The following is a 26,713-nucleotide window of genomic DNA, read 5'->3' on the forward strand; positions in this document are numbered from 1 at the left end:
CCTCGATCAACATAGGTGAAGTTTCAACTATTTCCAAAGCAGACCAGAAGAGAGTGATTCACGTCACTGCTCCGGCGCTCAGTCCTCGGCGGCGTCGCCCTCGTCGCCCGCGCTCCCGTCCGCGTCGCCGCCCTCCGCCAGCGCGGCGTCCAACCGGGCCCGGGCGCCGTCCAGCCAGCGCTCGCACACCTTGGCCAGCTGCTCCCCGCGCTCCCACAGCGCCAGCGACTCCTCCAGCGAGACGCCCCCGGTCTCCAGCCTGCGGACGACGTCGAGCAGGGCGTCCCGCGCCTGCTCGTAGCCCAGGGCGTCGTCCACCACCGCGGTCGCCGCGTCGCTCTCCTGCTGTTTCGTCATGACCCCAGAGTATTCGTCAGAGTCGGGGCGACCTCCCGGACAGCCACGGTGAACTCCCCCTCCGCCACCCGCGCCCGCAGCGCGTCGCCGACGGCGACCTCGGCCGGGTCGCGGATCACCGAGCCGTCCTCGCGCCGCAGCACCGCGTACCCGCGCCGCAGCGTCGCGGCGGGCGACAGCGCGACCACCCGGGCGACGGTGTGCGCCAAGTCGTCGGTGGCCCGGTGCAGCCGGTGGTCCAGGGTCCGCCGGGAGCGGTCGAGCAGCGCCGAGACCTCCGCCGCCCGCTCGTCCACCATCCGCCGCGGCGCGGCCAGCACCGGGCGGCTGCGCAGCGCCGTCAGGCCGCTGAGCTCCCGGTCCAGCCGGGAGCCGATCCCGTACCTGGCCCGGTCGCGCAGCCCGTGCACCCGGGCCAGCTCCTCCCGGACGTCCGGGACCACGCGCTTGGCCGCGTCGGTCGGGGTCGACGCGCGCAGGTCGGCCACGTAGTCCAGCAGCGGCTGGTCCGGCTCGTGGCCGATGGCGCTGACGATCGGGGTCCGTGCCGCCGCGACCGCCCGCACCAGCTGCTCGTCCGAGAACGGCAGCAGGTCCTCGACGCTGCCGCCGCCCCGGGCGACGATGATCACGTCCACCTCGGGGTGCTCGTCCAGCTCCCTGACGGCGGCGATCACCTCCGGCACCGCGCGCACGCCCTGCACCGGGACGTTCCGCACCTCGAAGCGGACGGCGGGCCAGCGCCGCCGGGCGTTCTGCAGCACGTCGCGCTCGGCGGCCGAGGCGCGCCCGGTCACCAGGCCGACGCACCGCGGCAGGAACGGCAGCGGACGCTTGCGCTCGGCGGCGAACAGCCCCTCCGCGCCGAGGGTCCGCTTCAGCAGCTCCAGCCGCGCCAGCAGGTCGCCCAGGCCGACCAGCCGGATCTCGGCGGCGCGCAGCGACAGCGTCCCGCGCGGCCCGTACCACTCCGGCTTGGCGTGCACCACCACCCGCGAGCCCTCGGCCACCAGCTCCCGGACCGGGTCGAAGACCGTGCGGTAGCAGGTGACCGCGAGCGAGACGTCCTCCGAGGGGTCACGCAGCGTCAGGAACACCACGCCCGCCCCGGGCCGTCGGCTCAGCTGGGTGATCTGCCCCTCCACCCAGACCGCCCCGAGGCGGTTGATCCAGCCCCCGATCAGCCGGGAGACCCGGCCCACCGGGATCGCTGCTTCGGCGGAGCTGTCGACACCCATGAGCCGAGCGTAGCGGGCGGCTCCGACAGCGCCCCCGGAATCCGCCCCCCGCCCCCGGTTCCCGCTGTCGGCCCGGGGCGGGCGGCGCGGTGGCCGGTACGCTGGGCCCATGCCTGCTGCTACCGCTCCCCGCCGTGTCCTGCTCGCCGCGCCGCGCGGCTACTGCGCCGGTGTCGACCGTGCCGTCATCGCCGTGGAAAAGGCCCTGGAGCAGTACGGGGCCCCGATCTACGTGCGCAAGGAGATCGTGCACAACAAGTACGTCGTGCAGACCCTGGAGAAGAAGGGCGCCGTCTTCGTCGACGAGACGCAGGAGGTCCCCGAGGGCTCCATCGTGGTCTTCTCGGCGCACGGCGTCGCCCCCTCCGTCCACGACGAGGCCGAGCGCGGCCGGCTCGCGACCATCGACGCGACCTGCCCGCTGGTGACCAAGGTCCACAAGGAGGCGCTGCGCTACGCCGACGAGGACTACGACATCCTGCTGATCGGCCACGAGGGCCACGAGGAGGTCGTCGGCACCATGGGTGAGGCGCCCGAGCGCACCCATCTGGTCGACGGCCCGGCGGACGTCGCCGGGGTCCGGGTCCGGGACGAGTCCAAGGTGGTGTGGCTGTCGCAGACCACCCTCTCGGTGGACGAGACGATGGCCACCGTCGGCGCGCTCAAGCAGCGCTTCCCGCTGCTGACCAGCCCGCCCAGCGACGACATCTGCTACGCCACGCAGAACCGCCAGGTCGCCATCAAGCAGATCGCCGCCGAGGCCGACCTGGTGATCGTGGTCGGCTCGCGCAACTCCTCCAACTCGGTCCGGCTGGTCGAGGTCTCGCTGGAGGCCGGGGCCAAGGCCGCCCACCTGGTGGACTTCGCCGACGAGATCGACGAGGCCTGGCTGGCGGGAGTCGCCACGGTCGGCCTGACCAGCGGCGCCTCCGTCCCGGAGATCCTGGTCGAGGGCGTGCTCGAATGGCTGGCCGAGCGCGGCTTCGGCGACGTCGAGCAGGTCCGCTCCAGCGAGGAGCACCTGCAGTTCTCGCTGCCCAAGGAGCTCCGCCGCGACCTGCGCGCCGAGGCTGCCGGAAAGTAGCGCGGGCACGCTGCCGAGGCCATACGTTGGACCTGCTGGTTCAACGACGAACAGGGGTATTGCGACGTGAACGTCTTTGGCGTGGACATCGGCGGCTCCGGGATCAAGGGTGCCCCGGCCGACCTCGACCGGGGTCAGCTCGCCCAGGAACGGCTCAAGGTACTCACCCCGCATCCGGCGGAACCGAAGACCGTGGTCGAGGCGGTGCGGAAGGTCGTCACCCACTTCGACTGGAAGGGCCCGGTCGGGCTGACCTTCCCCGGCGTGATCGTCGACGGTCACACGCTGACCGCCGCCAACGTCGACAAGGGCTGGGTCGGGCTGGACGCCCGGGCGCTGTTCTCCGACGCGCTCGGCCTGCCGGTGGCGCTGATCAACGACGCCGACGCGGCCGGTCTGGCGGAGATGGCCTACGGCGCGGGCAAGGACCGCAAGGGTGTGGTGCTGATGCACACCCTTGGCACCGGCATCGGCAGTGCGCTGTTCTCCGACGGGGTGCTGGTGCCCAACACCGAGCTCGGCCACCTGGAACTGAACGGCAAGGACGCGGAGAAGCACGCGTCGGCCGCCGCCCGGGAGGAGCACGACTGGAGCTGGCAGCACTGGGCCGAGCGGCTGGACGACTACTTCGCCCTGGTCGAACAGCTGTTCTCGCCGCAGTTGATCATCGTCGGCGGCGGGGTCAGCCGCAAGGCCGACAAGTTCCTGCCGCTGCTGAAGCCGCGGCGGGCGGAGATCGTCCCGGCGCAGCTGCAGAACGACGCGGGGATCGTCGGCGCGGCGATGGCCGCCGCCAAGCTCGGCTGAGCCGTCCCGGCGAGGGGTCCGCGGCGGCGGCGGTTCAGGCCGCCCGCCGCCGCGCCCGGCTCAGCGCGAAGTGGCGGGCGAGGGCGATCACGACGGACACCGCGGTACCGGTGAACAGCCAGCCCGCCCGCGTCGCCAGCGAGCTGGCCAGGCCGATGGCGTCCCCGGCCAGGCCGGGCGAGGGGGAGCTGCCGAAGCAGCCCAGGGTGATCGCGAACGAGATCGGCCCGCAGATCGGCGCGGCGGCCAGGTCGGCCGGCCGCACCCGGACCGCCACCTGGAAGCTCACCGCCACGTAGGCCAGCCCCAGCAGCACGCCGGAGCCGCCGAACAGCCAGCTGTCCAGCGCCCCGCCGGCGAAGGTGGCGCCGAGGGTGACCACTCCGCCGCCGACCGCGGTCAGCCGCCGCGGGGCGCGCGTGCCGGGGCGCGGCTGCGCCCGGCCGTCGCCCCGGGAGCGGAGGCCGCCGCTCCGGGCCCCGCCGCTCCTGAGCCCGCCGCCGCGGACCGCACCGCTCCGGCTCGGCTCCGGGGAGCGCGCCGGACCGGGCACACCGGGGGCGTCCATGACGGAGGGGCGTTCGTCAGACCTGCGTTGGTACTCCACAGGACCAACGTACGGTCGGATGAACGTCACCCGTGGTGACGGACACGCCGGAGATTTTGCCCGACCACCCGTAACCTGCCCGAACCCGCGCCGCCGCGGCCCGGTTCCGGGCGGTGCCGACCCCTCGGCGGACCTCCGTAGACTGGGGAACCGTCCGCCCGTCTCGCCTCCCCTCCAGGATCCCGCCACATGTCGCTTTCGATCGGAATCGTCGGCCTGCCGAACGTCGGCAAGTCCACGCTGTTCAACGCCCTGACCAAGAACGACGTGCTGGCAGCCAACTACCCGTTCGCCACCATCGAGCCCAACGTCGGCGTCGTTGGCGTGCCGGACGCGCGGCTCGCCGTGCTCGCCAAGATCTTCAACTCGCAGCGGGTGCTCCCGGCGACCGTCGACTTCGTCGACATCGCGGGCATCGTCCGCGGCGCGAGCGTGGGTGAGGGCCTGGGCAACAAGTTCCTCGCCAACATCCGCGAGTCGGACGCGATCTGCCAGGTCATCCGGGCCTTCGAGGACCCGGACGTGGTCCACGTCGACGGCAAGGTCTCGCCCAAGGACGACATCGAGACCATCAACACCGAGCTGATCCTGGCGGACCTGCAGACCATCGAGAAGGTGCTGCCCCGGCTCCAGAAGGAGTCCCGGCTGAAGAAGGAGTCGGCGGTGGCGGCGGCTGCCGCCGAGGCGGCGGCCAAGGTGCTGGAGTCCGGCAAGACCCTGTTCGAGGTCGGCTTCGACAAGGAGTCCGTGCGCGACCTGCACCTGCTCACCACCAAGCCCTTCCTCTACGTCTTCAACGTGGACGAGGAGGAGCTGATGGACGAGGAGTTCAAGCAGGCCCAGCGCGACCTGGTCGCCCCGGCCGAGGCCATCTTCCTGAACGCGAAGATCGAGTCCGAGCTGATCGGCATGGACGAGGACGAGGCGCTGGAACTGCTCCAGTCCATGGGTCAGGAGGAGGCGGGCATGTCCACCCTCGGCCGCGTCGGCTTCGAGACCCTGGGCCTGCAGACCTACCTCACGGCCGGCCCGAAGGAGGTCCGCGCCTGGACCATCAAGAAGGGCGCGACCGCCCCGGAGGCCGCCGGTGTGATCCACACCGACTTCCAGAAGGGCTTCATCAAGGCCGAGATCGTCTCCTTCGAGGACCTGGTCGAGTGCGGCTCCATCCCCGAGGCCCGCGCCAAGGGCAAGTCCCGGATCGAGGGCAAGGAGTACGTCATGCAGGACGGCGACGTGGTCGAGTTCCGCTTCAACGTGTGAGCGGATGAAATAACACTACGTCGCTGGCGTGGCAAACATGCAGGTCAGATAGGGTCCACTTCTCCGGAGGTGGGCCCCTGGCCTTTCCCCGTGCTGGATGGGTGCTGGATCAGCTGAGTAACCAGCAGTCGGCTCCCCGCTCAGATGACACCAAGAGTGGCACGTTATTGAGTACCACTTGATGGGAGGGTTGAAGTCATGTCCATAACTGCGAGTGAAGCGCGCAAGGAACTGTTTCCGCTGATCAAAAAGGTCAACGAGAACCATGAGGCCATCGAGATCGTCTCCAAGCACGGTAACGCGGTGCTTGTCTCGGCTGAGGACTACATGGCGCTGCGCGAAGGCTCCTACCTGCTGCGCTCGCCAGCGAACGCCCGGCGGTTGCTCAAGGCGTACGAGAACGCCCTGTCGCACGTCAACGTGTCGGAGCGTGAGTTGATCGACCCCGAGTCGCCGGACGCAGGTGCGGGTGTCGCGTGAGGCTCGTATTCGAGGATCAGGGCTGGGAGGACTACACGTCCTGGCTCAAGAGCGACCGTAAGATGCTCGCCCGGATCAACAAGCTCAACGAAGATGTCAGGCGTGACCCCTTCGCGGGCCTCGGCAAGCCGGAGCCGCTGAAGTATCACCTGCCTGGGGCCTGGTCGCGACGGATCGATGAAGAACACCGCCTCGTCTATCTGGTGACGGACAAGGAGATCGTCATCCTCGCTGCCCGGTATCATTACTGATCGGTGAGTGTCCGGTGTGCTGGGACGTCTCTTCCATGCTGGGATAACCTACTTTAAACATCGGTTTTCGCACGTGGAATCCCTGAGTTCGACATTCAGCTCCGCCGTAGCTGAATTGTCGCAAGCAGACCTCGAAGATCTCACGCCTGCACCGCGACAAGGGATCGCGTGGGGATGGGTTTGAGCGGGCCGTTCACGAGGCGATTGTCGGCGGCGAGCCACGCGTTACCGATCTGGTCAGCGAAGCGCTCAGGAAGGTGAGCCCTAGGGCCTTCGCTGACTTGGAAAGGCCTACGTCTCTGATGTTCGGGCACGAGCGGGCACGCCATCTCGGATTTACTGAGGCCCTCCTGGGTGCCGATCGCTGCTCGCGGTGTCGCCGCCGAACCTGATCTGCGGGAACGGGTATGTCCGGTCGATGATCTCGAAGTTGATTCTGAACCCGTCCATTGGCGCGCCGGTCGGACCCTTGTTCGCAGGAGGCTGAATATCCCGCGTCGCGAGGGATATCCGCGACCCGCCCCGCATCCCAGGGGCCGACTCGCGCACGAGTCGGCCCCTGCTGCTGCCCGCGTTGGTTTCCCGCGCCGGGATCAGGTGTCGTAGACGTTGGAGCGGTGACCGCCAGGCACCACCCAGACGACCAGTTCACCGTTGTCGATGGTGTAGATGACGCGGTAGTCGCCGACCCGTAGGCGGCGGCGTTCCGGTTGGGACACGAGTGCGGTGGTGCTGAAGCCCAGCGGATCGCTCTCCAGCTTCGTCAGCTCGGCGAGGATGCGCAGCGCCATGTCTCTTGGAACTTTGCGCAGTTCGGCCTGTGCCTCGGGCCGGAAGACGGTGCGGTACTCACTCACTGCGCGCCAGCGTCTCCTTCATGACGTCCTCGATGGGCGCTCCGGCTGAGCGGGTCGCCATTCGCTCATCGATGATGCGGTTGATCTCCTGCTCTTCCCACCGCTGGTACTTGCGCAGGACGTCGATCGAGACGACAGCGGCCGGTTGCGGGGCGGTCCGGTTCGTCGGGAGGTCAGGACATCAGGGCGTTCAGGTCCGGGTAGGGGATCGCCTCGGTCAGGGCGCTGTAGCCGCCCTGCTCCGCGAGTTCCTGGGCGGCCCGGCGGACCACCGCGTAGGCGGCCTCGGCCACGGTCGCGCCGAGGCTGACCCGGGCGACGCCGAGCTTGCCCAGCTCGGCCACGGTGGGCAGCCCCGGGCGGCCGCTCACGTTCAGCGGGCCGGTGACCACCTCGGCCAGTGCCGCGATGACCAGCGGGTCGCTCAGCCCCGGGACGAAGATCCCGTCCGCGCCCGCCGCCAGGTAGGCCGCCGCCCGGGTCAGCGTGTCCTGCAGCCGGGTCTCCGGCTCGCCCGCGTCGTACAGGTAGGTGTCCACCCGGGCATTGACGAACAGGGAGATCCCGGCCGCGTCCGCCGCCGCCCGGGCCGCCGCCAGCCGCTCGGCCTGCTCGGCCACCGGCCGCAGCGGGGAGTCCTCGGTCTGCTCCCCGGCCGCCAGCCCGTCCTCCAGGTTGACCCCGACCGCACCGGTCGCGAGCACGCCGCGGATGGTCTCGGCGACCTCCGCCGGGGTCGCGCCGAAGCCGGTCTCGATGTCCGCCGTCACCGGGACCTCCACCGCGGCGACCACCCGGGCGAGCAGCGCCAGCGCGTCCTCCCGGCCGAGCCCGCCGCCGTCGGCGGCGCCCAGCCCCCAGGCCACCCCGGCACTGGTGGTGGCGATGGCCGGAGCCCCGGCCTGCTGGACCAGGCGGGCGCCGGCGACGTCCCAGACGTTGGCCAGCGCGAGCGGGGCGGCGGACGTGTGCAGCGAGTGGAAGAGCAGGGCCTTGTCCTGCTGGGCGGCGTTGGCGGCGGCAGTCGAGTTCGCAGTCATGGCGGTCATTCGATCAGTTACCGGCGGCTGTTCGCCGGTAATTTCCCGAGACCGTCGGCGACTGTCAACCGGTCGGCCCGATCCGCCCAAACCTGTCCCGGTGCCACTGAGGTGAAAATCACCACCGCCCGCCCAGGTCATCGGATCGAAACCGGACGGGAACGGCGGCGGAGCCTGCGACCGCTAACGTCCGGTGTGCGGCCGGTCCCGCCTCGCCCCCACGGAGGCGGGCCCGGCCCCCACCCCCGGCGGCCCTAGGCTGCTGACCCATGACAGTGACCGGGCACGGCGGGGACGGCAGCGGCGGCAGGCGGATCGTGGTCGGCGGTGCGCTGCTGCACCGGGGCCGGGTGCTGGCGGCGCGGCGCAGCGCCCCCGCCGAGGTCGCCGGACGGTGGGAGTTCCCCGGCGGGAAGGCCGAGCCGGGGGAGACCCCGGCCGCCGCGCTGGAGCGCGAGCTGCGCGAGGAGCTGGGCGTGGAGACCCGGGCGCTGGCCCGGCTCGCCGGGGCCTGGCCGGTCCGGGCGGACCTGGAGCTGCAGATCTGGACCGCCGAGCTGCTCGCGGGCGTCCCCGAGCCGCTGCAGGACCACTCCGAGCTGCGCTGGCTGACCGTCGCCGAGCTGCCCGAGGTGGACTGGCTGGACCAGGACCGGTTCGCGCTGCCGCAGGTCGCCGCCCTGCTCCGGGGCGAAGGTCCGGCTGCTCCCGACTTGACCAGTACGCCGGAGTAGGGGCAGTTTTGTTCGGGTATGTGAGTATGAGGCTTACTCACTCCGAGTAGTTGCCCATGACCCGGGACTGGGGACATACGTGCGGGAGCCACGCCGAAAGCCGAGCGCCGACGCTCGTGCGCGCCTGCGGCGACTGAGCCGCGGCGTCGGGAACGCGGCGCGTTCCGGCGGGGCCGGGCGGGCGCGCCCCGGCGGGGTCGCGCCGGTGGCCGACGGCCTGGTCACCCCGTCCGGCACCCGGGGCCGTCCGCCCGCCCCGTTCCCGGCCGACCGGGCGGGGACCCTCCCGGTCGGCGGCGACCAGCCGCTGAACCGGATGGCCCCGCCGTCGGAGCCGGAGCCGGTGGGCGGCAGCATGCTGGACGCGGTCCGGGTCGCCATCGCGGTGCTGGACACGACCGGCCGGATCGTGCTCTGGAGCCCGGCGGCGGAGGAACTCCTCGGCTGGCCCAGCGAGTTGCTGATCGGCCGGGCGCTGGCGGAGTTCCTGAGCGAGGAGCAGCCGGTCGGCTCCGCCGCCGGTCCCCCGGCCGACCCCGCCGCCGCTGCCGCCACCGACCCTGCCGCCGCCGACCGCGCCCGGGTCCGCGGCGCCCGGATGCAGGAGATCCTGGACCAGGTGCAGCGCAGCGGCGGCTGGCGCGGTTCGGTCGCGCTGCGTGACAGCGAGGACGTGGCGATCACCGTGGACGTCCGGCTGTCCCGGCTGGTCGACGGCGACGGGGTGGCGTTCCTGCTGCTCCGGCTCGCGGACGCGCGGCGGCTGCGCGCGGTCGAGCACGACCTCGCGGTGCAGGACGCCCTGTTCGAGCAGTCGCCGCTGGGCATCGCCGTCTTCGACCGGGACCTGCGCTTCGTCCGGGTCAACGAGACGCTGGCGCGGATGAACGGCGTGTCGATGGAGGACCACCTCGGCCGGACCGCCGGGGAGACCCTGCCGGAGGCGTCCGCCGACGAGGTCACCGCGATCCAGCGGCAGGTCCTGGCCACCGGCGAACCGGTGGTCGACCTGACCGTGGCCGGTCCGCACCCGTTCAGCCCCGGCTTCCGCTCGGTCTCCTACGCGCGGCTGCACGACCGCGCCGGGCAGATCATCGGCATCACCGGCACCATCATGGACGTCACCGACCGCTACCGGGCGGTGGCCAAGGTCGAGTACGCCCGGCGTCGGCTGGCGCTGATGAACGAGCTCGGCGCCCGCATCGGCGACCTGCTGGACGCCGGGCGGATCGCCCAGGAGCTGGCCGACGCGCTGGTCCCGACCCTCGCCGACTACGCCGGGGTGGTGCTGCTCCAGGCCGTCGCGGACGGTGACGACCTGCCCCGGCACCCGCACCACCAGCTGATGCCGATGCTGCTGATGGGTACCTGTGGGATCACCCGCAACCCGGTCGCCGAGTCGCTGATCCGGCTCGGCGACCAGATCCCGATGCCCGAGGGCAGTGTCTTCGCCCGGGTGCTCGGCACCGGCGTGTCCGAGCTGCTGGACTCGCTGGAGGCGCTGGAGCAGGGCACCGAGGCGGACGACCCCCGGCTGGAGGCGGCGTACGAGCTGGGCCTGCACTCGATGCTGGTGGTGCCGCTGCGGGCGCGCGGGATCGTCCTCGGCTTCATGCTGCTCTGCCGCGCCGGGCGGCGCGAGGGCTTCGACCGGGACGAGATGGCCTTCGCCGACGAGATCGCCGACCGGGCCGGGGCCTCGCTGGACAACGCCCGGCTGTACGCCCGCGAGCGCGCGGCGGCGCTGATGCTGCAACGCACCCTGCTGCCGCGCACCGTGCCCCGCCCGCCCGGCGTGGAGATCTCCTACCGGTACATCCCCGGCAGCAGCGGTACCGAGGTCGGCGGCGACTGGTTCGACGTGGTGCCGCTGCCGGACGGCCGGACCGCCCTGGTCGTCGGCGACGTGATGGGCCACGGCCTGCGGGCCGCCGCGACCATGGGTCGGCTGCGGACCGCGGTGCGCACCCTGGCCGGGCTCGGCATGCCGCCGGAGACGCTGCTCCAGCACGTCCACGACCTGGCCGACGACCTGGCCCCGGGCCCGGACGAGGCACTGATCGCGACCTGCGTCTACGCCGTCTACGACCCGCTCACCCGGCGGCTGACGTTGGCCAAGGCGGGGCACACCGCCCCGGTGCTGGCGGTCCCGGGCGAGCCGGTCCGGCTGCTCGACCTGCCCTCGGGCACACCGCTGGGGGTCGGCGGGGTGCCGTTCGAGTCGGTCGAGCTGACCGTGCCCGAGGGCACCCTGCTGCTGCTCTACACCGACGGCCTGGTCGAATCCCGGACGGCGGACATCGACGTCGGCACCCAGCGACTGGTCGACGTCTTCAACCACCCCTTCGACTCGATCGAGGACGCCTGCGAGCGGATCGTGGACACCCTGGAGCGCGGGCAGGAGCCGGACGACGTGGCGCTGCTGCTGGCCCGCCTCGGCACCGCCGAGCCGTCCCCCTCCGCCCGCAGCGCCGAGTGGACGCTGACCGCCGACCCCTCGGCCCCCGGACGGGCCCGGCGGCTGGTCCGCTCCACGCTGTCCGAGTGGGGCGTCCCGGACCTCTCCGACATCGCCGAGCTGCTGGTCAGCGAGCTGGTCACGAACGCCGTCCGGTACTCGCAGGCACCGATCGGGCTGCGGCTGCTCCAGGACCGGATGCTGCTGGTGGAGGTCTCCGACCCGCTGCCGGACCCGCCCCGGCAGCGCCAGGCGGCCCGGACCGACGAGGGCGGACGCGGGCTGGAGCTGGTCCACCGGCTCGCCGACAGCTGGGGGACCAGGGTGGAGGGCGACGGCAAGGTGGTCTGGTTCGAGCAGAGCCTCCCGCCCGCCCCTCCCGCTTCGGCGGGTTGAGGCGTAGGGTTCCGATTCCCACCAGCGATGACTGCCTGCTCAGAGCGGTGCCGGAGCCGGGCGGGACCGGCGGGACGGCTGCGGTCCGAGTGGTCGGCGGGCTTGGTGGTGGGGGTGTGGTCATCGGGGGGCCCGCCGAAGCGGAAACGGCAATTCATTACCTCGATTTGATGTTGTGTACTCCTGGGACGTGTGCGGTCGCGCCGAGATGATGAATACTCGGAGCAGGCGACATCCAGGTGCCGAAGGCTGGAGGAGTCGGGCAGTTGAGTGACATGCCGACACACAGAGCGTCGTTGGATCCGGAGACGGGACCGGCGCTCGACCCGACCGCGCCCGCGTACGAGGCGGTCCCCGAGCCGCGCGCCGAGCTGCCCGCCGGCGGGCAGCCCGCCGCGGCGCCCGCCGACGCGGGGGCGCCCCCCGGGCACGCCCTCGGCGACCCCGTGTTCGACGGCCGGTCCGGTGACGACCTGGCCGCCGCCTGGGGCCACGGCGAGCCCGGCTCGATCTACGACTACATACGGGTGGCCGCCTTCGCGATCGGTCCCGACGGCCGGATCAGCCAGTGGAGCGACCGCGCCGCCGAGTTCTTCGGCATCACCGCCGACGAGGCCGTCGGCTGCGACCCGGTGACCACCTTCACGCCGCGCGAGCTGTGGCGCCGCGGCCAGGACCGGATGACCGAGATCCTGGGCGGCCAGGAGTGGGTCGGCACCGCGCCCTACCGCGACAGCGACGGCAAGGAGGGCGTCGCCGAGCTGTACCTGATGCCCGCGCTCGGCGAGGACGGCCGCCGGGGCGTCGTCTGCATGGCGGTGGACCTGCGCAAGCTGCGCCGGATCGAGACCGACCTGGCCGCCTCGGAGGCGGTCTTCGGCCAGGCCCCGACCGGCTTCGTACTGTTCGACCGGGCGCTCACCGTGCAGCGGGTCAACGAGAGCTTCGCCGAGGGCCTCGGCCTGACCCCGGCCGACCTGAACGGGATGACCGCCGTCGACCTGCTGCCGCGCCCGGAGGCGGAGCGGCTGCAGCAGGCCCTGCACCGGGTGCTGGAGACCGGCGACCCGGTCGTCGACCTGCGCTTCAACGGCACCCTGCCGACCAAGCCGGGCCGCCGCCGCTGGTCCATCTCGCTCTACCGGCTGCTCAGTTCGAACAACCGGACGATGGGCGTGGCCGGGCAGGTGATAGACGTCACCGGCCGCCAGCGCGCCGAGCGCGAGGCCGCCAGTGCCCGCCGCAGCCTGGCACTGCTCAACGAGGCCGGGGCGCACATCGGTTCCACCCTCGACCTGGAGGTCACCGCCAAGGAGCTGCTGGACGTCGCCGTCCCCGGCTTCTGCGACATCGCCACGGTGGACCTCTACAGCGGGGTGCTCGCCGACACCGACCTCGGCCCCGGCCACCCCTCCGCCCGCACCGACGGCGCGGGGGAGCTGCGCCGGGTCGCCTCCGCCAGCACCGTCGGCTACCACGCGGTGCCCGGCGTCCTGCCGGGGCCGCGCGCCGAGGTCGGCGGCTCCTTCTGCTACCCGCCGCGCTCCCCGTACGCCAAGGCGCTGCGCACCGGGCGCAGCCTCACGCTCAACTCGCCGGGCAACCCGGACCCGGACCCGATGGTCCAGGGCACCGTGGTCGTGCCGATGGTCGCCCGGGACACCGTGCTCGGCCTGGTGCAGCTGTCCCGCACCAAGGGCAGCGAGCCGTTCGACTCCCGCGACGTCGCCATCGCCACCGAGCTGGTCGCCCGCGCCGCCGTCTGCATCGACAACGCCCGGCTGTACCGGCGCGAGCACGAGCGCGCGCTGATCCTGCAGCGCAGCCTGCTGCCCCCGGGCAACCCGGCCGCGTCCGGCCTGGAGATCGCCTGCCGCTACCGCCCGGGCAGCAGCGGCACCGAGGTCGGCGGCGACTGGTTCGACGTCATCCAGCTCCCCGGCAACCGCACCGCGCTGGTGATCGGCGACGTCATGGGGCGCGGCCTGCGCGCCGCCGTGGCCATGGGCCAACTCCGCACCGCGGTACGCACGCTGGCGATGCTCGACCTGGACCCGGCGGAGGTGCTGACCGCCCTGGACGAGATCGCCCGGGGCCTGAACGACGGCACCAACCCGGACTCCGACCCGGACTCGGGCCTGGACGAGCTCTACCTGGCCACCTGCGTCTACGCGGTCTACGACGCGGTGACCCTGCGCTGCACCTTCGCCAACGCCGGGCACCTGCCGCCGGTGCTGGTGAGCCCGGGCGGCGAGGCACGGATGCTGGACGAGTTCCAGCCCGGCCTGCCGCTGGGCGTCGGCGGCGAGCCGTTCGAGGAGTTCACCGTGGACATCCCGGACGGCGCGCTGCTCAGCCTCTACACCGACGGCCTGGTCGAGTCCCGCAAGCACCAGCTGGAGGAGGGCCTCTCGGCGCTGCGGCGGACCCTCTCCGGGCCGACCACCCGGCCGCTGGAGAACCTCTGCGACCACCTGCTCACCGCGCTGGACCCGCACCACGGCGAGGACGACATCGCGCTGCTGATGGCCAGGGTGCACGCGCTGCCGGAGGACGCGGTCGGTGACTGGACACTGCCGTCCGAGCCCACGTCGGTGGCCCGGGCCCGGGAACTGGCCTGCGCCTGGCTGCTGGCCCGGGGCCTGGACGACCTGATCGACACCACCGAGCTGCTGGTCAGCGAGCTGGCCACGAACGCGCTGCGGCACGGCCGGGGCGACATCAGGCTGCGGCTGCTGCGCGACACCACCCTGGTCTGCGAGGTCTGGGACAACGGCTACGCCCAGCCCCGGCAGCGCCGGGCCCGGGACACCGACGAGGGCGGACGCGGGCTACAGCTGGTCAGCATGCTGGCCGACCGCTGGGGCTCGCGGCGCACGCCGTCCGGCAAGACCGTCTGGTTCGAGCTGGCGCTGCCCGCGGTACGCCAGTAGCCGGCGGTACGCCAGTGGTCCGCCCCCCGGCGGGGGCGGACCGCACTGGCCGCGATCAGCGGCGGCGGATCTTCGAACCGAGCCAGACCAGCGGGTCGTACTTGCGGTCGGCGGCCCGCTCCTTCAGCGGGATCAGCGCGTTGTCGGTGATCTTGATGTGCTCCGGGCAGACCTCGGTGCAGCACTTGGTGATGTTGCACAGGCCGAGCCCGTGCTCCTCCTGGGCGCTGCCCTTGCGGTCCAGCCCGCTGTCCTCGGCGGCGTCCAGCGGGTGCATGTCCAGCTCGGCGATCCGCATCAGGAAGCGCGGCCCGGAGAACGCCTGCTTGTTCTCCTCGTGGTCGCGGACCGCGTGGCAGGTGTTCTGGCAGAGGAAGCACTCGATGCACTTGCGGAACTCCTGCGAGCGGTTCACGTCCGCCTGCTGCATCCGGTACTCGCCGGGCGCCAGCCCCGGCGGCGGCACGAACGCCGGGACCTCCCTGGCCTTCGCGTAGTTGAAGGACACGTCGGTCACCAGGTCGCGCTGCATCGGGAAGGTCCGCATCGGGGTGATGGTGACCGGCTGGTCCGGCGGCAGCACCGACATCCGGGTCATGCACATCAGCCGCGGCCGCCCGTTGATCTCGGCGCTGCACGAACCGCACTTGCCCGCCTTGCAGTTCCAGCGGACCGCGAGGTCGGGCGCCTGCGTCGCCTGGAGCCGGTGCACGATGTCCAGCACCACCTCGCCCTCGTTCACCTCCACCGTGTAGTCCTTCAGGCCGCCGCCCGAGGAGTCGCCGCGCCAGACGCGGAATTGGGCCTGGTAGCTCACTGGTCGGCTCCTGTCGACGGGTCGGTGGCGCTGTCGGCGGCGGAGGCGCCGCCGGGGGCGGTGCCCGCGGTGCGCGGCCCGGGGACCGCCGGGGCGTCGGGCAGTTCCTCGTCCGTCAGGTACTTCCGCAGCTCGTCCAGCCCGAACAGCGCCAGCAGGTCGGCCCGGATCGGCGGGTTGGGCTGCCGGTGGACGTCGATCCGGGCGTCCGCCGAGGACTTGTCGGCCAGCGAGCAGACCAGGTTGACCCGCCGCCAGTCGTGGTCCATCGCCGGGTGGTCCTCGCGGGTGTGCCCGCCCCGGCTCTCGGTGCGCTCCAGCGCGGCCCGCGCCACGCACTCGCTGACCAGCAGCATGTTCCGCAGGTCCAGCGCCAGGTGCCAGCCGGGGTTGAACTGCCGGTGGCCCTCGACCACCGCCCGCTGCGAACGCTCCCGCAGGTCGGCGAGACGCTTCAGCGCCTCCGCCATCTCGCCCTCCCGGCGGATGATGCCGACCAGGTCGTTCATCGACTGCTGGAGCTCCTGGTGCAGGGTGTACGGGTTCTCCAGCGGGCCGGGGGCCCCGGAGCCCTCGAACGGGGCCACCGCCTCGGCCGCGGCGGCGGTGATCTGCTCCTCGTCCGGTACCGGGTGCGCGGCCAGCGCCGCCGAGTACAGCGCCGCGTGCAGCCCGGCGCGGCGGCCGAAGACCAGCAGGTCGGACAGCGAGTTGCCGCCCAGCCGGTTGGAGCCGTGCATCCCGCCCGCCACCTCGCCCGCCGCGTACAGGCCGGGGACCTTCGAGGCGGCGGTGTCCGGGTCGACCTCGACCCCGCCCATGACGTAGTGGCAGGTCGGGCCGACCTCCATCGGCTCGGCGGTGATGTCGACGTCCGCCAGCTCCTTGAACTGGTGGTGCATGGACGGCAGTCGGCGGCGGATCTGCTCGGCCGGGAGCCGGGTGGAGACGTCCAGGTAGACCCCGCCGTGCGGGGTCCCGCGCCCGGCCTTGACCTCGGAGTTGATCGCCCGGGCCACCTCGTCCCTGGGCAGCAGCTCCGGCGGGCGGCGGTTGTTGGCCTGGTCGGTGTACCAGCGGTCGCCCTCGGCCTCGGTCTGCGCGTACTTCTCCCGGAACACGTCCGGGATGTAGTCGAACATGAACCGCTTGCCCTCGCTGTTGCGGAGCACCCCGCCGTCGCCCCGGACCGACTCGGTGACCAGGATCCCCTTCACCGACGGCGGCCAGACCATCCCGGTCGGGTGGAACTGGACGAACTCCATGTTCAGCAGGGTCGCCCCGGCCAGCAGCGCCAGCGCGTGGCCGTCCCCGGTGTACTCCCAGGAGTTCGAGGTGACCTTGAACGACTTGCCGATGCCGCCGGTGGCCAGCACCACCGCCGGGGCCGCGATGGTGAAGAACCGCCCGGACTCCCGCTGGTAGCCGAAGACCCCGCTGACCCGCTCACGATCCTTCAGGACGCGCGTGACGGTGTACTCCTGGAAGACCCGGATCCGGGCCTCGTGGTCGCCGTACTCCTTGAAGTCCTGCTGCTGGAGCTGCACCACCTTCTGCTGGAGGGTGCGGATCAGCTCCAGCCCGGTACGGTCGCCGACGTGCGCCAGCCGCGGGTACTCGTGGCCGCCGAAGTTGCGCTGCGAGATCCGGCCGTCCTTGGTCCGGTCGAACAGCGCCCCCCAGGACTCCAGCTCCCAGACCCGGTCCGGGGCCTCCTTGGCGTGCAGTTCGGCCATCCGCCAGTGGTTCAGGAACTTCCCGCCGCGCATGGTGTCGCGGAAGTGCGTCTGCCAGTTGTCGTCGGAGTTGACGTTGCCCATGCTGGCGGCGATGCCGCCCTCCGCCATCACGGTGTGGGCCTTGCCGAACAGGGACTTGCAGATGATCGCCGTCCGCATGCCCTGCTCGCGGGCCTCGATCGCCGCCCGCAGTCCGGCGCCCCCGGCGCCGACCACGACGACGTCGTACGAGTGGCGCTCCACCTCGGTCATTGCGAAGTCCTCACTGGTGGTGTCAGAAGAAGCGCGGATCGCTGAAGGCGCCGCTGGCGAGCAGATAGACATAGAGGTCGGCGCAGCCGACGCTGATCAGCGAGGCCCAGGCGAGCTGCATGTGCCGGGCGTTCAGCCGGCCGACCAGGCTCCACAGCCGGTACCGCACCGGGTGCTTGGAGAAGTGCCTGAGCCGCCCGCCGACGATGTGCCGGCAGGAGTGGCAGGAGAGGGTGTAGGCCCAGATCAGCGTGATGTTGACGAGGAAGACCAGGGTGCCGAGGCCCGCGTGGCCCCAGTGCCCGGCGGCGTTCCGGAAGCTGAGCACGGTGTCGTAGCTGAGCACCCAGGCGACCAGCACCGCGAAGTAGAAGAAGTAGCGGTGCAGGTTCTGCAGGATCAGCGGGAAGCGGGTCTCGCCGGTGTAGCTCGCGTGCGGCTCGGCGACCGCGCAGGCCGGGGGCGAGGACCAGAACGAGCGGTAGTAGCTCTTGCGGTAGTAGTAGCAGGTGGCCCGGAAGCCCAACGGGAAGACCAGCACGATCAGCGCCGGGGACAGCCGCCACCAGCTGCCGAACAGCGCCCAGTCGGCGCCGTCGGCGATCTTCGGGCAGTTCGCGGCCAGGCAGGGGGAGTAGAACGGCGACAGGTAGGGCGCGGCATAGGAGGTGTGCAGCCCCCAGAAGGCCCGCCAGGTCGAGTACCCGATGAAGGCCAGCAGGCCCAGTGCGGTGGTCAGTTGCGGCAGCCACCAGCGGTCGGTGCGCAGGTGGCGGGCGGGGATGTCGGCCCGGCCGGGGGCGTTGACGCCCCGCCCGGCAGGTCGTCGACTCTCCGGGGGCCGGATCTCGGTGGTCACGCTGTCCTCGTCCTTCCTGCGGGGGACGGCCGCTGCGGGCCGCTGCCGGGCGCCGGGCCTGGGGCGTGTCGTAGGGCCGGTCTTTCGGATCACGCCCTAGTGGTGCCGACAGCCGATGCCCTCGTCGTCGATGCCGCGCCACATCTCCGGGTCGTACGGGGTGTCGTCGATCTCGACGATCTCGGTCGCCGAGCCGTCGGCGGCGCGCGCGGCGACCGCCTCGGTCAGCAGCGCGAGGCTCTCGCGCAGGTGGTCGAGGTCGGTCCGGACCCGGCGGACGTCCAGGCCGCCGCCGAGCCGCCGCTGCGCGGCACGCAGGGCGCGGTCCAGGGCGTCCAGCCGGCTCCGGGCTTCGGCCAGGGTGCTCGCGGGTGCTGAGGGCATGGCTGTGCTCACCTCCGCGCGGTCGGGCGATCAAGATCCTGATGGTGCGTCAGGGATGGCGCGCGGAAGCGAGTGTGTCTCCGATCACAGGGACTTGGGAAGGGTGTGGACAGTATTGGCGGGATTTCCCGGCTCCCGCGCGCCCCTCGGCGGGCGCGCCCGCTGCCCCGAACGAGTGACGCCGGGCCTGGCAGCGGCCGTGTCGGCGGCCGTCCGCGGGCGCGGTGGCCTTCAGTGGGCGGGAAGGTGGGCGGTGAATACGTCCGAAATCCCCCCAAGTGCGTATGCACCAGACGTGCGGAGGCCCTGTGTCCGGCAGCCCAGTGAGGACCACCGCGGCCGGGACGCTGGTCGCGCTCGCCGCCTGCGCCGCGCTGACGGCCTGCTCGTCGGGCGGCCCCGCGCCCACCTCCGACGACGTGGCGCAGGCGGGCCGCGGCCGGGTGCTCACCGGCGGCACGCTGCACTGGGCGGTGGACGCCGTCCCGCCCACCCTGAACGCCTACCGGGCGGACGCCACCGACGCCACCGCCCTGGTCGATTCCGCGCTGCTGCCGGCCATGTTCACCCTGGACGGGCACGCCAGGCCCACCCCGGACGCCGACTACCTGACCGGCGCCGAGGTCACCTCGCGGCAGCCGCAGACCGTGGTCTACCACCTCAACCCGAAGGCGGTCTGGAGCACCGGCGCGCCGCTGTCCGCCGCCGACTTCGCCGCCCAGTGGAAGGCCCTGAGCGGCCGGGGCGGCGCCTTCGGCGGCACCGGGACCGAGGGCTACGACGACATCGGCGACGTCCGCCAGGGGGCCACCCCGAGGGACGTCCAGGTGACCTTCAGCACGCCGTACGCCCCCTGGCGGCGGCTGTTCAGCCCGCTCCTCCCGACGGCCGTGACCAGCACCCCGGCCGCCTTCGGCGAGGGCACCGGCACCGCCCTGGCCGCCGACGCGGGACCGTTCACGCTCAAGTCCGAGCAGCCGGACCAGGTGCTGGTGGTCCGCAACCCGCGCTGGTGGGGCGCCCGGGCCAAGCTGGACGGGATCGCCTTCACCGCGGTCGCCCCCCGGGCGCGCGTCGACGCGCTGCGCGCCGGTCGGCTGGACGTCGCCGACGTCAGCCGCGCGGTCGGCGACGGCGGCACCGGCATCAGCGCCTCGGCCGCCTCCGACGCCGCCGCCTCCGCCGAGTCCCGCAGCTACGCGCAGGTCCAGTCACTGTCCGGGATCACCCTGCACCGGGCCTCCGCCCCCGGCTACCTCGGGCTCACCCTGAACGGCGGCCGCGGCCCGCTGGCCGACCCGGCGCTGCGCCGGGCGGTGGCCGCCGCGGTGAACCGGCAGCGGATCGCCGACGCGGTGCTGACCCCGCTGGGCCTGCCCGCCGTCCCGCTCGGCAACCACCTGGTGATGGCCGACCAGGACGGCTACCGGGACGACAGCGACGCGCTGGACGCGAGCCCCGGCAGCGCGGCCCGGCAGCTGGACGCGGACGGCTGGCAGGCCCCGGCCAAGGGGGGAGCCAGGACCAAGGGCGGCCACCCGCTGTCGCTGCGGCTGCTCACCCGCGCCGGTTCGGCGGTGGACACCCAGGTGGCCGCGCTGGTCACGGCGCAGCTGGCCGCGGTGGGCGTGCCGGTGGTCACCGAGGCCGTCCCGGAGGCGTCCTTCTTCACCGACCACGTCGCCCCCGGGGCCTACGACCTGGCGCTGTTCAGCTGGCCCGGCTCGGCCTTCCCGGTGGCCGGGGAGCTGCCGCTGTACGCCAAGCCCGGGGTCGACCCGGACGGCGCCCCGGTCGACGGCGCGAACCTGTCCGGTACCGGTACCGACGAGATCGACCAACTGCTGACCCAGGCCGGTTCGGCACTGGACCAGGGCGCGGCGACCCGGTTGGCGGCCGAGGCCGACACCCGGATCTGGGAGCTGGCGCCGTCCGTCCCGCTGTTCCAGAACCCGCAGCTGGTGGCGGTGCGGAACACCGTCAGCAACGCCGGGGCCTTCGGTTTCGCGGCCCCGCGCTTCGCCGACCTCGGCTTCACCGCACTGCCCGGGACGGCCGCGAACCGGCCCGCCAAGGGCTGACCCGAGGGCCCGAGTCGGTGCAGGTACGCCGAGCCACGTACCATGGGGGTAAGCCGTGGCATGTGGTGCCCGGCAGGTGGACCGGCGGCAGGTGGCGCGAACGGCTCGGGAGAGTCGGCGGACCAAGGCGGCGGATACCACGAACCTCGATTCGGGAGAACCGTACTCCGCATGCCCACGCGTAATGACATCCGCAACGTCGCCATCGTCGCCCACGTCGACCATGGCAAGACCACCCTCGTCGATGCCATGCTCAAGCAGGCGGGTGCCTTCGCCGCTCACCAGCACCTCGACGACCGCATGATGGACTCGAACGACCTGGAGCGCGAGAAGGGCATCACCATTCTCGCGAAGAACACGGCCGTCCACTACCACCCCAAGGGTGGTGGCGACATGGTCACCATCAACATCATCGACACCCCCGGCCACGCCGACTTCGGCGGTGAGGTCGAGCGCGGCCTCTCCATGGTCGACGCGGTCGTGCTGCTGGTCGACGCCTCCGAGGGGCCGCTGCCGCAGACCCGCTTCGTGCTGCGCAAGGCGCTGACCGCGAACCTGCCGGTCATCCTCTGCATCAACAAGACCGACCGTCCGGACGCCCGGATCGACGAGGTCATCAACGAGACCTACGACCTGTTCCTGGACCTGGACGCGACCGAGGAGCAGATCGAGTTCCCGATCGTCTACGCCTGCGCGCGTGACGGCGTGGCCTCGCTGACCAAGCCGGAGAACGGCACGGTTCCGGCCGACAGCGACAACCTGGAGCCGTTCTTCTCGACCATCCTGGCGCACGTCCCGGCCCCGACCTACACCGAGGGCGCGCCGCTCCAGGCGCACGTGACCAACCTGGACGCGGACAACTTCCTCGGCCGGATCGCCCTGTGCCGGGTGGAGGAGGGCGAGCTGCGCAAGGGCCAGCAGGTGGCCTGGATCCAGCGGGACGGCACGATCAAGCAGGTCAAGATCACCGAGCTGCTGATGACCGAGGCGCTCACCCGCAAGCCGGTCGAGCTGGCCGGCCCCGGCGACATCTGCGCCGTCGCCGGCATCCCGGAGATCATGATCGGCGAGACCCTGGCCGACCTGGAGAACCCGATCGCGCTGCCGCTGATCTCGGTGGACGAGCCGGCCATCTCGATGACCATCGGCACCAACACCTCGCCGCTGGTCGGCAAGGGCGGCAAGGGCCACAAGGTCACCGCCCGCCTGGTGAAGGACCGGCTGGACCGGGAGCTGATCGGTAACGTCTCGCTCCGGGTGCTGCCGACCGAGCGTCCGGACACCTGGGAGGTCCAGGGCCGTGGCGAGCTGGCGCTGGCGATCCTGGTGGAGACCATGCGCCGGGAGGGCTTCGAGCTCACCGTCGGCAAGCCCGAGGTGGTCACCAAGGAGATCAACGGCAAGCTGCACGAGCCGATCGAGCGGATGACCATCGACTCCCCCGAGGAGCACCTGGGGGCGATCACCCAGCTGATGGCCACCCGCAAGGGCCGCATGGAGACGATGACCAACCACGGCTCCGGCTGGATCCGGATGGAGTGGATCGTCCCGTCCCGCGGGCTGATCGGCTTCCGGACCGAGTTCCTGACCCAGACCCGCGGCACCGGCATCGCGCACAGCATCTTCGAGGGCCACGAGCCGTGGTTCGGCGAGCTGCGCACCCGCAACAACGGCTCGCTGGTGGCCGACCGCTCGGGCGTGGTGACCCCGTTCGCGATGATCAACCTGCAGGAGCGCGGGGTGCTCTTCGTGGAGCCCACCACCGAGGTGTACGAGGGCATGATCGTCGGCGAGAACTCGCGCGCCGACGACATGGACGTCAACATCACCAAGGAGAAGAAGCTCACCAACATGCGCGCGGCCTCCTCCGACACCACCGAGAACCTGGTGCCGCCGCGCAAGCTCTCGCTGGAGCAGTCGCTGGAGTTCTGCCGCGACGACGAGTGCATCGAGGTCACCCCGCAGACCGTGCGGATCCGCAAGGTGATCCTGGAGGCCCAGGTCCGCGGCCGCATGCGCGGGCGCGCCAAGGGCTGACCAGCGGCTGACGGCCGACCGCCGCCCGGCCCCCTGAACGGGGGAGCCGGGCGGCGGTTTTTTCTTACCCAAATTGACTACTGACAGTAGTCACCGCTGGGGCGAGTGTCAGTCCCGAGGTGTACGGATAGCGGTGACATCCTGTGCGGTGGTGGGTCACTGTGTCCGATTGCTCACCGCTTGCACCCACATGGACACGTCCGGGTTGCGAGACATGACTCACAGGCGTGTGATCAAACCGAAATCTATTTTGGCCAGAAGCATCGCTATGGGTGACCGATAGTAGGAAAAGCGATTGGTGCCCGGATCAGCGACAGCACCCGCCTTGAGGAGGCACGTTCATATGCGTGGAGCCACGCGCGCCAAGTTCGTCGTCGGGGCGATCTCCATCGCCCTCGCGGCCACCGCCTGCAGTAGCGGGAGCAGCAGCAGCTCCGGTGGCTCCAGCGGCAATGGGGTCGTCTCGGCGCTGTGGGGCATCCCGCAGAACTCGCTGATGCCCGGCAACACCAACGAGATCAACGGCAGCAAGGTCATCCAGAACATCCTGACCGGCCTGATCTCCTACGACCCGAAGACCAACGCCCCGGTCAAGGAGAACGAGGACTCGATCACCACGACCGACCAGCAGAACTTCACGGTGAAGATCAAGCCGAACCTGAAGTTCAGCGACGGTACGCCGGTGACCGCCTCCTCCTACGTGGACGCCTGGAACTACGCCGCGCTGTCCACCAACAAGCAGCTGAACGGCTCCTACTTCGACATCGTCCAGGGCTACCCGGCGGTGGCCCCCGCCACCGGCAACCCGACGGCGACCACGATGTCCGGCCTGAAGGTGGTCAACGACACCACCTTCACCGTGGCGCTGACCGCCAAGAACTCCACCTGGCCGCAGTCGCTGGGCTTCCTCGGCTTCGACCCGCTGCCCACCTCCTTCTTCAAGGACCCGGCGGCCTGGGCGAAGAACCCGATCGGCAACGGCCCGTACAAGATCTCCTCGTACACGGTCAACCAGGAGATGGACCTGGTCCCCAACCCGGAGTACACCGGCGCGCAGACCGCGCAGAACAAGGGCCTGGCGCTGAAGGTCTACACCGACCCGACGGCGGCCTACGCCGACCTCCAGTCCGGCAAGCTGGACGTGGACGACACCATCCCCACCTCGGACCTGCCGAACGTCAAGTCCGACCTCAACGGCCGCTTCATCAACACCCCCTCGGGCACCACCGCGTACATCGGCTTCCCGCTGTACCGGGCGGACTGGAGCACGGCCAACGCCCGCCAGGTGCGGGTCGGCCTGTCGATGGCGATCGACCGGGCCACCATCTCCCAGAAGATCTTCAACAGCACGGTCACCCCGGCCACCGAGTTCACCAACCCGGTGCTCGGCGACGCGGGCGGCTACAAGGCCAACCTCTGCGGCTCCAGCTGCGACTACAACCCGACCAAGGCCAAGCAGCTGATCGACTCGGCCGGCGGCCTGCCCGGCGGGCAGATGAGCATCGCGTACAACAGCGACGGCGGCAACGCCGACTGGGTCAACGCGGTGTGCAACAGCATCAACAACGCGCTGAGCAACAACAACGCCTGCGTCGGCAAGCCCACCACCAACTTCGCCGACCTGCGCAACCAGATCACCAACAAGCAGGTGACCAGTGCCTTCCGGACCGCCTGGTCGATGGACTGGCCGCTCGCGGTGGACTTCCTGCAGCCGCTGTTCAGCACCAACGGCGCGGCCAACGACTCGCACTACAGCAACGCCCACTTCGACTCGCTGATCAACCAGGCGAACTCGGCGAGCAGCACCACCGCCGCCAACACCCTGCTCCAGCAGGCCGAGGCGCAGCTGGTGACCGACATGCCGAACATCCCGCTGTGGTACTCGAACAGCACCGCTGGCTACTCCGCCAACGTCTCCAACGTCCAGATGGACGGCTTCAAGGTGCCCGTGTACTGGGCCGTCAAGAAGTAGGCGTCGGCGGGAGCCACCCGCAGACCAGCACGACACAGCAAGCAAGCACATCCAAACGGAGGGGCGGTCGACCGGGGTCCCGAACGGACACCCGACGACCGCCCCCCCGGACTACCTGGAGGCCGCATGGGGCGCTACGTCATTCGACGCCTGCTCCAGATGATCCCGGTGTTCATCGGGACCACCTTTCTGATCTTCTACATGGTGTACGCCCTCGGTGACCCCGTGAACGCCATGTTCGCCGGCAAGGCCGTCGACCCGGCCGTCGCCGCGCAGATCAGACACCAGCTCTGGCTGGACCGGCCCCTGTGGGCGCAGTACCTGCACTACATGGGCAACATCTTCCAGGGGAACTTCGGCACCGCCTACAACGGCGAGCCGGTGACCACCCTGATGGGAACCGCCTTCCCGAACACGCTGAAGCTGACCACGGTCGCCTTCAGCATCGAGTGCGTGCTCGGCATCCTGCTGGGTGTCTTCAGCGGCCTCAAGCGGGGACGGCTGGTGGACACCCTGGTGCTGGTGCTCACCCTGCTGGTGATCTCCATCCCGGTGTTCGTCATCGGCCTGGTGGCCCAGTACTTCGTCGCGGTGAAGTGGGGGCTGGTCAATCCCTCGGTGGCCTACGGCTCGCCCTGGCAGGACCTGATCCTGCCCGGAGCGGTGCTGGCCTCGGTGTCGTTGGCGTACGTCGCCCGCCTCACCCGGACCAGCGTCGCCGAGAACGTGCGCGCCGACTACGTCCGCACCGCCGTCGCCAAGGGGCTGCCGCGCCGCCGGGTGGTCACCAACCACCTGCTGCGGAACTCGCTGATCCCGGTGGTGACCTTCCTCGGTACCGACCTCGGAGCCCTGATGGGCGGTGCGCTGGTGACCGAGCGCATCTTCAACATCCAGGGCGTCGGCTACTACCTGTACCAGGGCATCCTGCAGCAGAACAGCCCGACCGTGGTCGGTTTCGTAACCATCCTGGTGATCGTGTACCTGGTGGCCAACCTGCTCGTCGACCTGCTCTACGCGGTCCTGGACCCGAGGATCCGTTATGCGTGACCAGAACAACGACCCCGCCGACGATCCGATGGGCACCGAGGTCCACAGTGCCTTCGCCACGCCGACACCGAATCTCGCCTCCATGGAGTCCGAACAGCTGATCGAGCGCGAGCAGCTGGGGGCCGAGGGCCCCGAGCTGGCCGAGGGCCGGGAGCGGGAGAAGCCCCGCAGCCTGTGGCAGGACGCCTGGCGTGACCTGCGCGGCAACTGGATCTTCTGGGTCTCCTCGCTGGTGATCCTGTTCCTGCTGGTGGTGGCCATCTGGCCGGGCCTGTTCACCAGCACCAGCCCGCTGGCCTGCAACCTGTCCAACTCGCTCCAGGGCAGCTCCTCGGCGCACCCCTTCGGCACCGACAACCAGGGCTGCGACATCTACTCGCGGACCCTGCACGGGGCCCGGGCCTCGGTCACCGTCGGTGTCTTCGCCACCCTCGGCTCGGTCATCCTCGGCGCCGTGCTCGGCGGCCTGGCCGGGTTCTTCGGCGGCTGGTGGGACGCGATCCTGTCGCGGATCACCGACATCTTCTTCGGCATCCCGCTGCTGCTCGGCGCGATGGTCTTCCTGACCGCGATCAACAGCCACTCGGTCTGGATCGTGGTGGCCTTCCTGGTGATCCTCGGCTGGCCGCAGATCGCCCGCATCGCCCGCGGTTCGGTGATCACCGCCAAGCAGCAGGACTACGTGACCGCCGCCCGCGCCCTGGGCGCCGGCAACACCCGGATGCTGGTGCGGCACATCCTGCCGAACGCGGTCGCGCCGATCATCGTCGTCGGCACCATCGCCCTGGGGTCGTACATCTCGCTGGAGGCGACGCTGTCCTTCCTCGGCGTCGGGCTGGCCCCGCCGACCGTCTCCTGGGGCATCGACCTGTCCAACGCGGTCCAGGTCTTCCGCAACGCGCCGGGCACGCTGTTCTACCCGGCCGCCGCGCTGAGCATCACCGTCCTCGCCTTCATCATGCTCGGCGACGCGGTACGCGAAGCCCTCGACCCCAAGCTGCGCTGAGAAAGGCGGAA

22 protein-coding genes and 1 pseudogene are annotated in these 26,713 nt (G+C 71.2%); 13 read left to right on the plus strand and 10 right to left on the minus strand.

What is annotated here, in order from left to right; genetic code table 11:
* Window positions 1-78 precede the first annotated feature (78 nt).
* Complete coding sequence (locus GXP74_RS05030; RefSeq protein ID WP_182450207.1) at window positions 79-357, minus strand: exodeoxyribonuclease VII small subunit; 279 nt, start codon at window positions 355-357, stop codon at window positions 79-81.
* A complete protein-coding gene (gene xseA, locus GXP74_RS05035; RefSeq protein WP_182450208.1) occupies window positions 354-1,595 on the minus strand; it encodes an exodeoxyribonuclease VII large subunit in 1,242 nt (413 codons plus the stop codon). Before xseA ends, GXP74_RS05030 begins: the two co-directional genes overlap by 4 nt.
* A 109-nt stretch (window positions 1,596-1,704) precedes the next feature.
* Between xseA and GXP74_RS05040 the strand changes: the two genes are divergently transcribed.
* Both GXP74_RS05040 and ppgK read left to right on the plus strand, forming a co-directional pair.
* Window positions 1,705-2,679, plus strand: a complete 975-nt coding sequence (locus GXP74_RS05040) for a 4-hydroxy-3-methylbut-2-enyl diphosphate reductase (RefSeq protein ID WP_182450209.1) — start codon at window positions 1,705-1,707, stop codon at window positions 2,677-2,679.
* 66 nt (window positions 2,680-2,745) lie between these two features.
* Window positions 2,746-3,486, plus strand: coding sequence for a polyphosphate--glucose phosphotransferase (ppgK, locus tag GXP74_RS05045; protein WP_182450210.1), 741 nt, complete (start codon window positions 2,746-2,748; stop codon window positions 3,484-3,486).
* Window positions 3,487-3,520: 34 nt separating this feature from the next.
* On the opposite strand, the gene GXP74_RS05050 is transcribed toward ppgK, so the two are convergent.
* The gene (locus tag GXP74_RS05050) at window positions 3,521-4,093 is read right to left on the minus strand and encodes a DUF6542 domain-containing protein (RefSeq protein ID WP_182450211.1); all 573 of its coding nucleotides are present in this window, start codon (window positions 4,091-4,093) and stop codon (window positions 3,521-3,523) included.
* A 189-nt stretch (window positions 4,094-4,282) separates the two neighbouring features.
* On the opposite strand from GXP74_RS05050, the gene ychF reads away from it, so the two are divergent.
* From ychF to GXP74_RS05065, 3 genes are all read left to right on the plus strand, one after another.
* On the plus strand, window positions 4,283-5,356 hold the full coding sequence (gene ychF / locus GXP74_RS05055) for a redox-regulated ATPase YchF (RefSeq protein WP_182450212.1): 1,074 nt from the start codon (window positions 4,283-4,285) through the stop codon (window positions 5,354-5,356).
* Window positions 5,357-5,554: 198 nt separating this feature from the next.
* The gene (locus tag GXP74_RS05060; protein ID WP_182450213.1) at window positions 5,555-5,836 is read left to right on the plus strand and encodes a type II toxin-antitoxin system Phd/YefM family antitoxin; all 282 of its coding nucleotides are present in this window, start codon (window positions 5,555-5,557) and stop codon (window positions 5,834-5,836) included.
* Entirely contained in the window at window positions 5,833-6,087 is a 255-nt protein-coding gene (locus GXP74_RS05065; RefSeq protein WP_182450214.1) for a Txe/YoeB family addiction module toxin, read from the plus strand. Before GXP74_RS05060 ends, GXP74_RS05065 begins: the two co-directional genes overlap by 4 nt.
* 593 nt (window positions 6,088-6,680) lie before the next feature.
* Here GXP74_RS05065 and GXP74_RS05070 read toward each other — a convergent pair.
* From GXP74_RS05070 to GXP74_RS05075, 3 genes and pseudogenes are all read right to left on the minus strand, one after another.
* Window positions 6,681-6,944: a type II toxin-antitoxin system RelE/ParE family toxin gene (locus tag GXP74_RS05070; RefSeq protein ID WP_182450215.1), complete on the minus strand. Its 264-nt coding sequence runs from the start codon at window positions 6,942-6,944 to the stop codon at window positions 6,681-6,683.
* Window positions 6,937-7,095: pseudogene (locus GXP74_RS40110) on the minus strand (prevent-host-death protein); the annotation flags it as partial. The gene GXP74_RS05070 and the pseudogene GXP74_RS40110, both read right to left, overlap by 8 nt.
* A gap of 22 nt (window positions 7,096-7,117) precedes the next feature.
* Entirely contained in the window at window positions 7,118-7,984 is an 867-nt protein-coding gene (locus GXP74_RS05075) for an isocitrate lyase/phosphoenolpyruvate mutase family protein (protein WP_182450216.1), read from the minus strand.
* 269 nt (window positions 7,985-8,253) lie between these two features.
* Between GXP74_RS05075 and GXP74_RS05080 the strand changes: the two genes are divergently transcribed.
* The 3 genes from GXP74_RS05080 to GXP74_RS05090 all read left to right on the plus strand — a co-directional run bounded on the left by GXP74_RS05080 (window position 8,254) and on the right by GXP74_RS05090 (window position 14,505).
* Window positions 8,254-8,718, plus strand: a complete 465-nt coding sequence (locus GXP74_RS05080; protein WP_182450217.1) for a (deoxy)nucleoside triphosphate pyrophosphohydrolase — start codon at window positions 8,254-8,256, stop codon at window positions 8,716-8,718.
* A gap of 205 nt (window positions 8,719-8,923) precedes the next feature.
* On the plus strand, window positions 8,924-11,572 hold the full coding sequence (locus GXP74_RS05085; protein WP_225447722.1) for a SpoIIE family protein phosphatase: 2,649 nt from the start codon (window positions 8,924-8,926) through the stop codon (window positions 11,570-11,572).
* 275 nt (window positions 11,573-11,847) lie between these two features.
* Entirely contained in the window at window positions 11,848-14,505 is a 2,658-nt protein-coding gene (locus GXP74_RS05090) for a SpoIIE family protein phosphatase (protein ID WP_182450218.1), read from the plus strand.
* A 55-nt stretch (window positions 14,506-14,560) separates the two neighbouring features.
* Here GXP74_RS05090 and GXP74_RS05095 read toward each other — a convergent pair whose 3' ends face one another.
* The 4 genes from GXP74_RS05095 to GXP74_RS05110 all read right to left on the minus strand — a co-directional run bounded on the left by GXP74_RS05095 (window position 14,561) and on the right by GXP74_RS05110 (window position 18,556).
* Complete coding sequence (locus GXP74_RS05095; protein WP_182450219.1) at window positions 14,561-15,322, minus strand: succinate dehydrogenase/fumarate reductase iron-sulfur subunit; 762 nt, start codon at window positions 15,320-15,322, stop codon at window positions 14,561-14,563.
* Complete coding sequence (locus tag GXP74_RS05100; protein ID WP_182450220.1) at window positions 15,319-17,313, minus strand: fumarate reductase/succinate dehydrogenase flavoprotein subunit; 1,995 nt, start codon at window positions 17,311-17,313, stop codon at window positions 15,319-15,321. The genes GXP74_RS05095 and GXP74_RS05100 overlap by 4 nt, the downstream gene beginning before the upstream one ends.
* Before the next feature lie 22 nt (window positions 17,314-17,335).
* Window positions 17,336-18,172 carry a hypothetical protein gene (locus tag GXP74_RS05105; RefSeq protein WP_225447723.1) on the minus strand — a complete coding sequence of 279 codons (837 nt, stop codon included), beginning with the start codon at window positions 18,170-18,172 and terminating at the stop codon, window positions 17,336-17,338.
* Window positions 18,173-18,268: 96 nt separating this feature from the next.
* Window positions 18,269-18,556 (minus strand): hypothetical protein, encoded by a 288-nt coding sequence (locus GXP74_RS05110; RefSeq protein ID WP_182450221.1) that lies wholly within the window; start codon window positions 18,554-18,556, stop codon window positions 18,269-18,271.
* A gap of 308 nt (window positions 18,557-18,864) precedes the next feature.
* On the opposite strand from GXP74_RS05110, the gene GXP74_RS05115 reads away from it, so the two are divergent.
* The 5 genes from GXP74_RS05115 to GXP74_RS05135 all read left to right on the plus strand — a co-directional run bounded on the left by GXP74_RS05115 (window position 18,865) and on the right by GXP74_RS05135 (window position 26,702).
* Window positions 18,865-20,637: an ABC transporter family substrate-binding protein gene (locus GXP74_RS05115; protein WP_182450222.1), complete on the plus strand. Its 1,773-nt coding sequence runs from the start codon at window positions 18,865-18,867 to the stop codon at window positions 20,635-20,637.
* Window positions 20,638-20,808: 171 nt separating this feature from the next.
* Complete coding sequence (typA, locus tag GXP74_RS05120; protein WP_182450223.1) at window positions 20,809-22,674, plus strand: translational GTPase TypA; 1,866 nt, start codon at window positions 20,809-20,811, stop codon at window positions 22,672-22,674.
* Window positions 22,675-23,017: 343 nt separating this feature from the next.
* Complete coding sequence (locus GXP74_RS05125) at window positions 23,018-24,646, plus strand: ABC transporter substrate-binding protein (RefSeq protein ID WP_182450224.1); 1,629 nt, start codon at window positions 23,018-23,020, stop codon at window positions 24,644-24,646.
* Between the two features lie 126 nt (window positions 24,647-24,772).
* The gene (locus GXP74_RS05130) at window positions 24,773-25,696 is read left to right on the plus strand and encodes an ABC transporter permease (RefSeq protein ID WP_182450225.1); all 924 of its coding nucleotides are present in this window, start codon (window positions 24,773-24,775) and stop codon (window positions 25,694-25,696) included.
* The gene (locus GXP74_RS05135; RefSeq protein ID WP_225447724.1) at window positions 25,689-26,702 is read left to right on the plus strand and encodes an ABC transporter permease; all 1,014 of its coding nucleotides are present in this window, start codon (window positions 25,689-25,691) and stop codon (window positions 26,700-26,702) included. The genes GXP74_RS05130 and GXP74_RS05135 overlap by 8 nt, the downstream gene beginning before the upstream one ends.
* Window positions 26,703-26,713 lie beyond the last annotated feature (11 nt).

It is taken from the genome of Streptacidiphilus sp. P02-A3a, assembly GCF_014084105.1.
Taxonomy (GTDB): Bacteria; Actinomycetota; Actinomycetes; order Streptomycetales; family Streptomycetaceae; genus Streptacidiphilus.

What these genes read in the sequence shown, in the direction of transcription:
- GXP74_RS05030 (WP_182450207.1), bottom strand. Translation starts at nt 357, where the DNA reads ATGACGAAACAGCAGGAGAGCGACGCGGCGACCGCGGTGGTGGACGAC.
- xseA (WP_182450208.1), bottom strand. Translation starts at nt 1,595, where the DNA reads ATGGGTGTCGACAGCTCCGCCGAAGCAGCGATCCCGGTGGGCCGGGTC.
- GXP74_RS05040 (WP_182450209.1), top strand. Translation starts at nt 1,705, where the DNA reads ATGCCTGCTGCTACCGCTCCCCGCCGTGTCCTGCTCGCCGCGCCGCGC.
- ychF (WP_182450212.1), top strand. Translation starts at nt 4,283, where the DNA reads ATGTCGCTTTCGATCGGAATCGTCGGCCTGCCGAACGTCGGCAAGTCC.
- GXP74_RS05060 (WP_182450213.1), top strand. Translation starts at nt 5,555, where the DNA reads ATGTCCATAACTGCGAGTGAAGCGCGCAAGGAACTGTTTCCGCTGATC.
- GXP74_RS05075 (WP_182450216.1), bottom strand. Translation starts at nt 7,984, where the DNA reads ATGACTGCGAACTCGACTGCCGCCGCCAACGCCGCCCAGCAGGACAAG.
- GXP74_RS05080 (WP_182450217.1), top strand. Translation starts at nt 8,254, where the DNA reads ATGACAGTGACCGGGCACGGCGGGGACGGCAGCGGCGGCAGGCGGATC.
- GXP74_RS05090 (WP_182450218.1), top strand. Translation starts at nt 11,848, where the DNA reads ATGCCGACACACAGAGCGTCGTTGGATCCGGAGACGGGACCGGCGCTC.
- GXP74_RS05100 (WP_182450220.1), bottom strand. Translation starts at nt 17,313, where the DNA reads ATGACCGAGGTGGAGCGCCACTCGTACGACGTCGTCGTGGTCGGCGCC.
- GXP74_RS05110 (WP_182450221.1), bottom strand. Translation starts at nt 18,556, where the DNA reads ATGCCCTCAGCACCCGCGAGCACCCTGGCCGAAGCCCGGAGCCGGCTG.
- typA (WP_182450223.1), top strand. Translation starts at nt 20,809, where the DNA reads ATGCCCACGCGTAATGACATCCGCAACGTCGCCATCGTCGCCCACGTC.
- GXP74_RS05125 (WP_182450224.1), top strand. Translation starts at nt 23,018, where the DNA reads ATGCGTGGAGCCACGCGCGCCAAGTTCGTCGTCGGGGCGATCTCCATC.
- GXP74_RS05130 (WP_182450225.1), top strand. Translation starts at nt 24,773, where the DNA reads ATGGGGCGCTACGTCATTCGACGCCTGCTCCAGATGATCCCGGTGTTC.
- GXP74_RS05135 (WP_225447724.1), top strand. Translation starts at nt 25,689, where the DNA reads ATGCGTGACCAGAACAACGACCCCGCCGACGATCCGATGGGCACCGAG.